Source organism: Staphylococcus coagulans (assembly GCF_002901995.1).
Classification (GTDB): domain Bacteria; phylum Bacillota; class Bacilli; order Staphylococcales; family Staphylococcaceae; genus Staphylococcus; species Staphylococcus coagulans.
In genome coordinates, this window is record NZ_PPQN01000019.1 from 21,360 (window position 1) to 33,093 (window position 11,734).

Annotated in this window: 12 protein-coding genes; 7 read left to right on the top strand and 5 right to left on the bottom strand. The window is 35.1% G+C overall.

Going from position 1 to position 11,734, the window contains the following annotated elements:
- The first annotated feature begins 98 nt into the window (after positions 1-98).
- The 4 genes from CD118_RS05415 to gmpC all read left to right on the top strand — a co-directional run bounded on the left by CD118_RS05415 (position 99) and on the right by gmpC (position 3,180).
- Entirely contained in the window at positions 99-476 is a 378-nt protein-coding gene (locus tag CD118_RS05415) for an iron chaperone (RefSeq protein WP_060830451.1), read from the top strand.
- A gap of 169 nt (positions 477-645) precedes the next feature.
- Complete coding sequence (locus CD118_RS05420) at positions 646-1,671, top strand: methionine ABC transporter ATP-binding protein (RefSeq protein WP_060830452.1); 1,026 nt, start codon at positions 646-648, stop codon at positions 1,669-1,671.
- A complete protein-coding gene (locus CD118_RS05425; RefSeq protein ID WP_016425687.1) occupies positions 1,665-2,324 on the top strand; it encodes a methionine ABC transporter permease in 660 nt (219 codons plus the stop codon). The genes CD118_RS05420 and CD118_RS05425 overlap by 7 nt, the downstream gene beginning before the upstream one ends.
- Positions 2,325-2,340: 16 nt before the next feature.
- Positions 2,341-3,180, top strand: a complete 840-nt coding sequence (gene gmpC, locus CD118_RS05430) for a dipeptide ABC transporter glycylmethionine-binding lipoprotein (protein WP_103356361.1) — start codon at positions 2,341-2,343, stop codon at positions 3,178-3,180.
- 124 nt (positions 3,181-3,304) lie between these two features.
- On the opposite strand, the gene add is transcribed toward gmpC, so the two are convergent.
- Complete coding sequence (add, locus tag CD118_RS05435; protein ID WP_060830454.1) at positions 3,305-4,294, bottom strand: adenosine deaminase; 990 nt, start codon at positions 4,292-4,294, stop codon at positions 3,305-3,307.
- A gap of 206 nt (positions 4,295-4,500) precedes the next feature.
- Between add and CD118_RS05440 the strand changes: the two genes are divergently transcribed.
- Positions 4,501-5,661: an MFS transporter gene (locus CD118_RS05440; protein WP_103356362.1), complete on the top strand. Its 1,161-nt coding sequence runs from the start codon at positions 4,501-4,503 to the stop codon at positions 5,659-5,661.
- A gap of 417 nt (positions 5,662-6,078) precedes the next feature.
- Complete coding sequence (gene sph, locus CD118_RS05445) at positions 6,079-7,062, top strand: sphingomyelin phosphodiesterase (RefSeq protein ID WP_103356363.1); 984 nt, start codon at positions 6,079-6,081, stop codon at positions 7,060-7,062.
- A gap of 404 nt (positions 7,063-7,466) precedes the next feature.
- Here the strand turns inward: sph and rpsR are convergent, their stop codons facing one another.
- The 3 genes from rpsR to rpsF are packed head-to-tail and all read right to left on the bottom strand — an operon-like array spanning position 7,467 to position 8,580.
- Positions 7,467-7,709 (bottom strand): 30S ribosomal protein S18, encoded by a 243-nt coding sequence (gene rpsR / locus CD118_RS05450; RefSeq protein ID WP_014614919.1) that lies wholly within the window; start codon positions 7,707-7,709, stop codon positions 7,467-7,469.
- A gap of 49 nt (positions 7,710-7,758) precedes the next feature.
- Positions 7,759-8,259, bottom strand: a complete 501-nt coding sequence (ssb, locus tag CD118_RS05455; protein WP_050331884.1) for a single-stranded DNA-binding protein — start codon at positions 8,257-8,259, stop codon at positions 7,759-7,761.
- A 24-nt stretch (positions 8,260-8,283) separates the two neighbouring features.
- Positions 8,284-8,580 carry a 30S ribosomal protein S6 gene (rpsF, locus tag CD118_RS05460; protein WP_050331885.1) on the bottom strand — a complete coding sequence of 99 codons (297 nt, stop codon included), beginning with the start codon at positions 8,578-8,580 and terminating at the stop codon, positions 8,284-8,286.
- 343 nt (positions 8,581-8,923) lie between these two features.
- On the opposite strand from rpsF, the gene CD118_RS05465 reads away from it, so the two are divergent.
- Positions 8,924-10,183, top strand: a complete 1,260-nt coding sequence (locus CD118_RS05465) for a B domain-containing protein (protein ID WP_103356364.1) — start codon at positions 8,924-8,926, stop codon at positions 10,181-10,183.
- Positions 10,184-10,949: 766 nt separating this feature from the next.
- Here CD118_RS05465 and CD118_RS05475 read toward each other — a convergent pair.
- On the bottom strand, positions 10,950-11,663 hold the full coding sequence (locus CD118_RS05475) for a trypsin-like serine peptidase (protein WP_103356365.1): 714 nt from the start codon (positions 11,661-11,663) through the stop codon (positions 10,950-10,952).
- Between the last annotated feature and the right edge of the window lie 71 nt (positions 11,664-11,734).

The window sequence follows — 11,734 nt, forward strand, 5'->3', positions numbered from 1 at the left end:
TTAAGTTTACAATAAACCCTTTCTTTTCTACATGACGTGTTACAATACGAGTGTAAGTCGTACACTCATCGTCTTAAATATTTAATGGGGGAATACAAATGGAAACTTTAGATGACTTTTTAGAAACCATCGATAAAGAGGCACATCGTGAAAAGCTTAAAAATGTGTTACAAACGATTTTAGAAAACTACCCTGAACTTACTATGGAGATAAAATGGAACCAACCCATGTTATTGTATAAGGACAATGGTTCTTTCATCTTGGGCTTTAGTAAAGCTAAACCCCATTTTGCAATTTCACCTGAGAAATATACTTTAGATACATTTGCAGATGACATTAAAGCTGCTGGCTATCAAATGACAAAAATGTTTCTAAAAATCAAATGGACGGACGAAGTCAATTACGATTTGCTTTATCGTATCATTGATTTCAATATCAAAGACAAGAAAGACAGCTCCTCTTTTTGGCGTCGCTAAAATATGTCCCACTTTAAAGGCTTAAATCAAACTTTGCTCGAGCGAAGTCAATTTAAGTCTTTTTTTATAGTTTTTCAGAAAATACTAAATATTGTGTTGACTATTTTTTGTACATCACATAAAATACAGACATTACTTATTATTTAAATCGGAATTAAGGAAGGTTGCCATGATCGAATTTAAAAATGTCAATAAAACATTTAAAAAGAAAAGTACGACTGTGCAAGCACTTAAAGATGTTAACTTTAAAATTAATAAAGGGGATATTTTTGGTGTCATTGGGTACAGTGGTGCCGGTAAGAGTACCCTCGTCCGCCTTGTTAATCAGTTAGAAAAACAAACGTCGGGAGATATTCTAGTTGACGGTCATCATTTAAATACATATTCAGCTGCCCAACTGCGCACGGTTAAAAAAGAGATTGGAATGATATTCCAGCACTTCAATTTACTCAACTCAAAAACGGTTTTTAAAAATGTGGCGATGCCTTTAATTTTAAGTAAAGTGCCTATGGAAGAGATTAAAGTACGTGTGGATGAAATGTTGCGATTTGTAGATTTAGCTGGTAAAGCGAATCAGTTTCCGACAGAACTTTCTGGTGGACAAAAGCAACGTGTTGCGATTGCCCGCGCTTTAATTACGCGTCCTAAAATTTTGCTTTGTGATGAAGCCACAAGTGCTTTAGACCCAGCCACAACTGACTCAATACTCGATTTATTGAAAAAAACGAACGAAACTTTTGGTGTAACGATTATGGTCATTACACATGAAATGAGTGTCATCCAAAAAATTTGCCATCGTGTTGCGGTTATGGAAAACGGACACGTCATTGAACTCGACACCGTTAAAAGTGTATTCAGCCAGCCACAGACATCTACAGCACAGCGTTTTGTATCGACGGTCATCAATACGTTACCTTCCCCTTCTGTGATTAAAGATATACAGCTCCATGAAGATGACACAGTATACAAACTGTTTATTGAACCTTCGCAAATTAAACATACGATTCTCAACGATCTCATTCAAGAAATCAATGTGAAAGTGAACGTCATTCATGCGATTACAGCTAACATACAAAATGAAACTGTAGGATATCTCTGGCTCCAAGTAACAGGAACTCCTGCTCAACAACGCGATGCTCGTTCATACTTTGAAACACATCACATTCAATACGAGGAGGGATTACCATCATGTTAGGTTCATCAATCGAAACATCTCAGTTACTCGAAGCACTGTATCAAACATTATATATGGTCACGTTTGCCCTTGTTCTCGGTGCTATTATTGGGATACCGCTAGGCATTCTACTCGTTGTTACGAGACAAAATGGAATATGGCCTAATGCCATTATTCATCATATTTTAAATCCAATTATTAATATATTGCGATCTATTCCGTTTATCATTTTGTTAATTGCGATTATTCCTTTTACAAAATTAATTGTAGGCACATCGATTGGCACAACGGCTGCCATTGTTCCTTTAACTGTCTATGTCGCCCCTTATATTGCGAGATTAGTTGAGAATTCACTGCTAGAGGTAGATGCAGGTATCATTGAAGCTGCACATGCGATGGGGGCTTCGCCAATGCAAATCATTCGGTACTTTCTTTTACCTGAAGCACTGGGATCACTTATCTTGTCTATTACTACGGCCATTATTGGTCTGATCGGGGCAACTGCTATGGCCGGCGCTGTTGGTGGTGGCGGTATCGGGGATATGGCCCTTGTCTATGGTTATCAACGCTTTGACACACTTGTCATTGTGATTACGGTCGTGGTTTTAGTCATTATTGTTCAATTAATACAATCTGTCGGCAACGTACTTGCGAAAAAAGTACGTCGACATTAATCGGGGGTTTTATGAGATGAAAAAATTACTGACACTCTTAGTTCTTGCTGTACTGGTACTTAGCGCCTGTGGGAAAAATGATACAAAAAAAGTGACGATTGGTGTTGCTTCAAATGATACAAAAGCATGGGAAAAAGTAAAAGAATTGGCAAAAAAAGACAATATCGATTTGGAAATCAAACAATTTTCAGATTACAATGTTCCAAACACTGCGCTCAACGATGGGGATATTGATATGAACGCATTCCAACATTTTGCATTTCTGAATGAATTTAAAAAAGCGAATAAAGGGACTCATATTACACCGATTCGTACTTCTGTTTTAGCACCTCTTGGGGTCTATTCGAAAAAAGTAAAAGACATTAAAGATGTGAAAGACGGCGCCAAAGTCGTGATTCCAAATGACGTTTCTAACCAAGCGCGTGCACTCAAACTTCTAGAAAAAGCAGGATTACTTAAACTGAAAAAAGATTTCGGCTTATCTAGTTCAATCAAAGATATTCAATCTAATCCTAAAAACTTAGATATCAAAGCCGTAGATGCACAACAAACAGCACGTGGCCTTTCTGATGTCGATATTTCAGTCATTAATAACGGGGTTGCAACAAAAGCAGGATTAGATGCAAAGAAAGATCCGATTTACTTAGAAGATGCAAAATCAGATGCAGTTAAACCATATATCAACATCATTGCTGTTAACTCTAAAGATAAAGATAACAAAACGTATAAAAAAATTGCAGAACTTTATCATTCTAAAGAAGCAAAATCCGCTTTAAAAGAGGATACAAAAGATGGCGAAGTTGTTGTTGACCTTAAAGAAAAAGAAATGAAAGAGATTGAAGACAGCTTAAAATAAAAAATAATATTTGAGGCATTTTAGAAGCGCATTTTTAGAAAGCGATTGAGTTAAGTTCATTTGTGATAAACAGTTAAAGACGAGACTGGGCACACTATCCCAATCTCGTCTTTTTGTATATGATTTAGTTCTCTTCAAAGTAGCGTTTTAACTTATCTTTCGTTTCCTGGCAAGCAAAGCTGTAATCAATTGCATCATAATTTATTTTTTGTATATCGGCCATATTCAGTAGACGGTGTTCCAACAATAATGCATATTCATCCATTAACGTTGTCTGTGTCACTGTTCGATTATCCGTATTAATCAAGAAAGCCACCTCTTGTTCCATGAGCTTTGGCAAATCTAAAGTCGCCAATGTATCTATGGCCTTTGTTTGTAAATTGCTATTCGGACAAAACTCTAATAGGACATCGTGTTCTTTCACCCAAGACAAAGCCTGTTCATCTTGAAAAATCGCCACACCATGACCAATTCGACGTGCACCATATTGAATCGCATCGTACACATTCTTTACACAACCACACTCCCCGGCGTGTAATGTAATATTTAAATTTTTACTTTTTGCATATTGAATTAATGCTTCATGCGCTTCCGTTGGCGAACTCGCTTCATCTCCTGCTAAATCTACACCTACAATATACTTTGTAATCGATGCATTCACACCTAAATGATCAAAAATCGCTTGATTAGTTGCCATTGAATGATGCTTCATTCCACATACGAGCAAACGTACATCCAAATCAAATTGGGCTTCAGCTTGCTGCGCACCTTCACAAACCGCATCTAAAATTTCAATCGTTTCCAAACCAAGTGACTGATGGAAAGCAGGCGCAAAGCGAACCTCAATATATTTCACCCCATCTTCATGCGATTGTCGTGCAACATCGATAACCGCTTCAATAAGACTCTCTTGTGTTTGCATGACCTTCAATATCTCATCAAATGACTGTAAATATTCTGCTAAACTTTGACAATTTTGATCCACTGTTACTTTATTAATATCTATGCGCACTTGTTGTTTCTCACTCTGTCTTTTTAAATAATCTACACTGACAGAGCCGTCTAAATGACAATGTAATTCTAATTTTGGTATCTGCTTCAAAACAGCTTTCATAAGAACCTCACTTCAACATCTTTTTAATTTCTAATTGTACGCGGATTATTATTATTGTCAATACAAATTAAAAAATAATGACATGTTTATATGTTTATTGCGAAAGTACTACTAATTTTTCATAAAATAACCTTTTTCACTTCACATTTCGTGCTATTTTTTGTAACATCGCAACATATGTGAATCTAGCAAAGGAGGGACAAACGATGCGTCAAAAAACACTCTTTCTATTTTTTATGATAGGAACTTTCACTGTAGGTATGGCCGAATACGTAGTGACAGGTCTATTGACTCAAATCTCAGCAGATATGAATGTTCGAATCTCTACTACTGGATTATTAATTAGTGTTTATGCGATAAGTGTCGCGTTAATCGGTCCTATTATGCGAATTTTAACATTAAAATTCCAAGCAAAAAGACTGCTACCTATATTAATTGCAATCTTTATTGTCAGCAATATCATCGCTGCACTTGCACCTAACTTCAATGTGTTGCTCATTTCAAGACTATTATCTGCATCTATGCACGCTCCATTTTTTGGTGTATGTATGAGTGTAGCTTCAGCCATTGTACCTCCTCAGAAAAAAACACACGCCATCGCTTTAGTTCAAGCAGGTCTCACAATTGCTGTGATGATTGGTGTCCCATTTGGTTCATTTTTTGGTGGCTTGTCAAATTGGAGAATTGTCTTTGTGATTATGATTGGATTAGCATTGATCACATTAATAGGTTTACTAAAATACACACCTGACATTACTTTGAGTTCTGAAGTGAATGTTAAAAACGAGTTGAAAATATTTAAAAATCCGCATGTGCTTATCATTATTTCTATTATTGTCTTTGGTTATTCTGGTGTCTTTACAACCTATACATTTATGGAGCCAATTCTTTATCAATATGCGCCTTACGGTACTACAGGACTAACAGTTTGCCTATTTATGTTCGGATTAGGTGGCGTGATTGGAAACTTAGCAACTGGAAGTGTGCCTGAACCACGTTTAACGCAATACCTTTATTACACATTTCTATTGCTATTAATCACGATTTTCTTTTTTGTTTTCGCTGTTCATAATGCTGTACTTGCATTAATCATTTGTTTTGCGTTTGGTTTCGGCACATTTGGTACCACACCATTGTTGAACAGTAAAGTGATTTTAAGTGCAAAAGATGCACCTTTATTGTCTAGTACCGTCGCTGCATCCGTTTTTAATTTAGCCAATTTTTTAGGCGCCGTCATCGGTTCTTTACTATTAGAGTCTGGATTCGATTACAAGCGTCTCACATTGATTTCATCAGCAATTATTTTATTAGGCATTATATTAAATGGCGTTAATCACTTTTATGAAAAACGACGCTCTATTTCCTAATCCATTCGCTACTCAAATTAAAAACGCTTTCTAACGCGAATGCTTATAATAATGAAGAAACGGGACTCGGATTAAAAACTTGTCTTAGCAGACTTATGCAATCCAGTCCCCTCCTGCATTTTATGTTTGATTCTCCTAACGCTAGAGAGCTTCATCTGCCTCAAACACTGACCACATTTAATAATAAAATTCCCTCTACATAACAGACTTATACTCTAGACATAGTTGCGTCATCATTCACTTTTACCTTCTAAAATTTAAGTCATGCTTTGAAATTTAATTAAACTCAATTGATTCAAAAATAATAAGTTAAATACGAATAATTATAAGTTAATATTTTTTTAACTAAAATTAAAAACGAGTTCAACCTTTTTTACTTTTTATAACGCTATAATAATGTGCAAAGGAGTGATAAAAATGAAGAAATTACAAAAAACTAAAGCATTCACATCAATCATTTTAGCCCATCTCATTCTATTAGGTATTACTGTACACCCTACAGCACACGCTGCCAAAGTACCTAACAATAATGAATTAAAATTAGCAAGTCACAATGTCTATATGCTTCCAACATCATTGTATCCTAACTGGGGGCAATATATTCGCGCTGATTTAATTTCTCAATCTTTTTACATAAAAGGTAATGATGTTGTTATTTTAAATGAGGCATTTGATAACGGTGCATCAAATCAACTCTTAAATAACCTTAAAAATGAATACCCACATCAAACTGGCGTTCTAGGTCGCTCTAGATCTGGATGGGATAGCACAGAAGGAAGTTACTCTAGTACTGTCCTTGAAGATGGAGGGGTGGCAATTGTAAGTAAATATCCAATAAAAGAAAGAATACAGCACGTATTTCGACGCGGTTGTGGTTTTGATAATGATAGCAATAAAGGATTTGTATACACGAAAATTGAAAAAGAAGGCAAAAATGTTCATGTTATCGGTACTCATACACAAGCCGAGGATAGCAGATGTGGAACAGGCTATGACAGAGAGATTCGAGCTGAACAAATGAATGAAATCAGTACATTCGTAAAAAATAAAAACATACCAAAAGATGAAGTGGTCTACATTGGCGGGGATCTAAATGTTAATAAAGGTTCAAGTGAGTATCAAGACATGCTTAGAAATTTAAATGTTAATGATGTAAGCTTCACTGGACATACAAGCACATGGGACCCAGAGTCCAACTCAATTGCAAAATACAATTATCCAAATGCACAATCCGAGTATTTAGACTATATATTTGTAGATAAAGATCATCGGCAACCCGGCACACTCGTTAATAAAGCTGTAGATGAAAAAGCACAAAGCTGGCATGTCTATGCTTTCCCTTACACTTACTTTTATAATGATTACTCCGATCATTATCCAATTAAAGCGTATAGCAAATAATTATATAGGGATACCGGGGTATAAAATATTTGATAAACTAAACTATTTTGGAAATCTTGCCCCAAGAGCTTCTTTCCTTACAGGCTGAAGGCACAAATCAATTTGACTTAATTGAAGTAGATACTTGATAGAAAACAAATAAGAAAACACCTCAAAATTCATTTGAATGGATTTTGAGGTGTTTTCTTAGGGAGCCAAAACCCTATTATATGAAAATTTCAAAAGATGATATTAAATTAAAAAAACTATCGCATTTATATCAGCATGAAATCATGATGTGTAAAAATAAACTTTAATACTTCTAAAAATAAAAGTGAGTGGCACAAGTCACCCAGTGCTACTCACTTTTATTATAGCTAAAAACCCCATCCTTTGAACAGGACAGGGTTCTTAGTCTATGCCACTTATGCTTCGTCTTTAACGAATGGTAGTAATGCCATATGACGTGCACGTTTAATAGCTGTAGTCAACATACGTTGATATTTAGCTGAAGTACCTGTCACACGACGTGGTAAAATTTTACCGCGTTCTGAGATAAAACGTTTTAATAACTCAGTATCTTTATAGTCGATATGTGTAATACCGTTTGCTGTGAAATAACAAACTTTTTTACGACGACGACCGCCTCTTCTTGGTCCACCTGCCATGATTTGTGCCTCCCTTACTATAAAATGATTCTATACGTTCGCTAATTCATTAAAATGGTAAATCATCATCACTAATATCGATAGGACCATTCGCATTCGCAAATGGATTATCGTTATGTGCGGGTTGATTGTTGTTTTGATATGACGAATTTTGACCTTGTTGTTGCCCACCGAAGCTCTGACCATAGCTTTGGAAATCATTGCCTTGATTAGAGTGACGTTGGTTTTGTGATTTTGGTTCAAGGAATTGAACACTGTCACATACCACTTCAGTGACGAACACACGTCGGCCTTCTTGGTTCTCATAACTGCGTGATTGTAAGCGACCATCAACGCCAGCTAAACTTCCTTTGAACAAAAAGTTGTTCACGTTTTCTGCTTGTTTACGAAAAACTACACAGTTAATGAAGTCCGCTTCACGTTCCCCTTGCGCATTCGTAAACGTACGATTAACCGCTAGAGTAAAAGTCGCTACACTTACGCCTGAGGGTGTCGTTCTGTATTCTGGATCTTTAGTTAATCGACCTACTAATACGACTCTGTTAAGCATTTTCACGCCCCCATTATTATTCTATTACTTATCTTCGTCTTCACGGACAACGATGTAACGAATGATATCGTCATTGATTTTAGCTAAACGTTGGAATTCGTCAGTTGCTACGTTGTTGTCAGACTGAATACGTACGATGTTGTAGTAACCATCTTTAAAGTCTTCAATTTCGTAAGCTAAACGACGTTTACCCCAGTCCTTCGTTTCTAATACTTCAGAACCTTCAGAAGCTAAAATTCCGTTAAAACGTTCAACTACTGCTTTACGCGCATCTTCCTCGATGTTTGGACGCACGATGTACATAATTTCATATGTTCTCATTTTATATTTGCACCTCCTTGTGGTCTATACGGCCTATCAATGAAATGATAAGCAAGGAATAATTTTCATTACTCACATTCAAAAATTGTACCACATCACATTACTTATTACAACATTAAACAGAAGATGTTCTATATTTCTCTTTATAAATTATTAATGCTTTCCAAGTCATAAAAAATAAAAGATAAGATTTTTCATTACTTTTTTCACACACTAGTAAAACCGAAATATATTAATTTGTTTTTATGAACAATTAAGAAATAGTTAATTTAACTCAATATAAAAGCATGCTATATTTTAAATGCTTACAACAAATAAAAACTGAATATGAAAGGGATTAATTATGAAAAACAAGTACATAGCTAAATTATTAATGGGTGTTGCTACAGTATCTATCGCAACAATCGTATCAAACGGACAAGCTGACGCGAGTGAACAAGAACCATCAAAATCAGGACTTGCACCTGCAGCGGATCAAACTTTTGAATCTGCAAAAGTATCACCAGAACAAAAAGCATTTTATCAAGTATTACATATGGAAGGCATCACTGAAGAGCAACGTGATCAATATTTAAAACAATTGCACGAAAATAAAGAAAGTGCACAAAATGTTTTCTCTGAATCAATTAAAGATAGCCAACGTCCTGAGCGTCGTGTAGGTCAACAAAACGCTTTCTATGAAATTTTAAATAACGAAGACATCACTGACGAACAACGTGATCGTTACATCTCAGAAATCAAAGAAAACCCAGATGCAGCTCAAAAAGTATTTGATGAATCAGTAAACCAAACTGAAACAAAGCCAGCTGAGCCACAAATCGAGCCAGAAAATTGGGAAGAAAAATGGCAAGAGCAACCTCAACAAGAAGAACAAAAACCTGAAGTACCGAAAGTAGAAGAGAAAAAAGAAGAACAACCTCAAGCGCCTAAAGCTGACGAGCAAAAAGAGCAAAAGCCTGAAGTGAAAGAAGATCAAAAACAACCTCAAGCGCCTAAAGTAGAAGACAAAAAAGAAGAAAAGGCTCCTGAAACGAAACAACCTGAAGTGAAAAAAGAAGAGCAAAAGCCTGAGGTACAAAAACCTGAAGTTCAAAATCAAGGTCAATCTCAAAACCAAGCAACACCTTCAGCACCTGCTGCTCCAAAAGTTGAAGCACCTTCAAAATCAACTTGGACAGACTTGTGGAATGACTTCAAACGTCCATTTGAAGATGGTTACACTTACATCAAAGACAGTGCAAATAAAGTTCAAAAATATATAACAGATTCATATAATAGTATTACAAAGAAATATAACGATGCAAAATATTATTCAAGCTTATACTTCAAATATAAAAATACAATCGATATTGCTGTATTAGGATTGTTAAACGAAAAAAGTACTGGTGCATACATTAGCCCTATACAAATCAATGATACTGATAATGCTTTCTACAAAGCTTATGCAAAAACAAGTAACTTTGTAACTAGCAGTATCAATACAGGAAGAGTTTTACACACACTATATAAAAATCCAACAATCGTAAAAACTGCTATTACTGCAGCGGATACAGCAAATAAAGTTAAAAATGCTTTCAGCAGCATCTTATCATTCTTCAAATAATCAATACAAAAAGACTCGCTTATCCCTTGCGAGTCTTTTTATTTTTCATCAATTCATGTAGCATATGAATAAACTTTATATAGCTTAAATTAAAGGTGGTGGCGTTTTGTCATGAGAAAAGCAATGTATAGTTTTCATATATTAAGTAACACTCTTCTCATATTGTTATTATTCATTCCTATTCCATTTTTAAATTATGAGGGTGGCGATATTCTTTCTATTTATTTTCAAGTTTCATTAATAGTGTTCGTTCTTTCAGTCATTTTATGGGTTATGAACCAAAAAAATAGAAAAACGTGGATGATTAGCACAGTCTTGTCCAGTTTGAGTATCCTTATCGTTTTTCCAGTCGCATTTTTTTACTTATTTTTCGGAATACCCCCTGCGTAAAAACAATCCAAACTTCTTTAGTAACCAAGTTTGTTACCATTATTTTAAAACGGCAATCGAAAAATCATAAATGATGCATCGACTGTACTATATTTTAACCTAAAAAATAAACTGCGAAGTAGAGTCGGTGCACTCTACTTACACAGTTTAAATTGGATGAGGAATATCCTTTTTTCAGTTTATGTTTTAATCGATAACGACATTCTCTTTATATCGTCGTTATTGTTTTATATTTATATACTTTTTATGGGTTAAGGGGTAAATGTTTTTATACGAGATGGAAGGTTCTCTTATTTTATAAGTATCTCTTACGATTGAGTCTAAGTCGTAAATTCTAGGGTGATTATTAAAAACGATGAAACAACTTTATGTTTGCTTACTTTTGTGTGTTTTCTTGGATGAATTTTTTAATTTCAGGTGTAAAGTAAACGCCATATCCTTTTCTTTCGGGTGAATCTTTAATATCTCCAGCGTAAAATACACCTACTGCTTCGCCATTCTCATTTATAATTGCAGAACCAGAATTCCCCGGCTCCGGATAAGCGTCAATTATCATACCAGTTCCTTCTATAGATAATACTTTACCAAATGATTGTAATAAGTTATAACCATGTTTATCAGGTTTTGGATAGCCCATAATTGAAATTCTTTCATTGACACTGGCATGATCGGCTAATTTCAATGCCTGCGTTTTTTCATTAAAGTTCCATCCTTCTTCTGATCTTTCTCTAATATGCACAATTGCTAAATCTTCCTTACCTGGATACGGAATAATTTCTAATACACCATAATGTCCGCCATTGCTACTATATCCAGTAGGATGCGCAGCGATTCTCTTCACTGCATCTTTGCCTTGGCCACTCACCACATGTTTATTTGTGACAACCGTATTCTTACCTACTACAAATCCTGTCCCATGACTAAATGAGACCACACCATTATATGGGCTGACCGTTGCATCATGAATTTCTATTACATTTTTTTCTGCTTTTGCGACTGAATGATATTGATCTGAAAGACTACTTCCTATTCCAAGAGAAGTTAAAATCGTTAAAGCTGCAAAGCTTTTAATTATAATATTCTTATTCATTTTAATTATCCTCTTATTTTAATGACATTTTGTATCTAGATACATCTCTATTGTATATATTTATTATAAAT

Bases quoted from the DNA above. Each gene is read 5' to 3' on its own strand.
- CD118_RS05415 (WP_060830451.1), top strand. From the start codon at position 99: ATGGAAACTTTAGATGACTTTTTAGAAACCATCGATAAAGAGGCACAT.
- CD118_RS05420 (WP_060830452.1), top strand. From the start codon at position 646: ATGATCGAATTTAAAAATGTCAATAAAACATTTAAAAAGAAAAGTACG.
- CD118_RS05425 (WP_016425687.1), top strand. From the start codon at position 1,665: ATGTTAGGTTCATCAATCGAAACATCTCAGTTACTCGAAGCACTGTAT.
- gmpC (WP_103356361.1), top strand. From the start codon at position 2,341: ATGAAAAAATTACTGACACTCTTAGTTCTTGCTGTACTGGTACTTAGC.
- add (WP_060830454.1), bottom strand. From the start codon at position 4,294: ATGAAAGCTGTTTTGAAGCAGATACCAAAATTAGAATTACATTGTCAT.
- CD118_RS05440 (WP_103356362.1), top strand. From the start codon at position 4,501: ATGCGTCAAAAAACACTCTTTCTATTTTTTATGATAGGAACTTTCACT.
- sph (WP_103356363.1), top strand. From the start codon at position 6,079: ATGAAGAAATTACAAAAAACTAAAGCATTCACATCAATCATTTTAGCC.
- rpsR (WP_014614919.1), bottom strand. From the start codon at position 7,709: ATGGCAGGTGGACCAAGAAGAGGCGGTCGTCGTCGTAAAAAAGTTTGT.
- ssb (WP_050331884.1), bottom strand. From the start codon at position 8,259: ATGCTTAACAGAGTCGTATTAGTAGGTCGATTAACTAAAGATCCAGAA.
- rpsF (WP_050331885.1), bottom strand. From the start codon at position 8,580: ATGAGAACATATGAAATTATGTACATCGTGCGTCCAAACATCGAGGAA.
- CD118_RS05465 (WP_103356364.1), top strand. From the start codon at position 8,924: ATGAAAAACAAGTACATAGCTAAATTATTAATGGGTGTTGCTACAGTA.
- CD118_RS05475 (WP_103356365.1), bottom strand. From the start codon at position 11,663: ATGAATAAGAATATTATAATTAAAAGCTTTGCAGCTTTAACGATTTTA.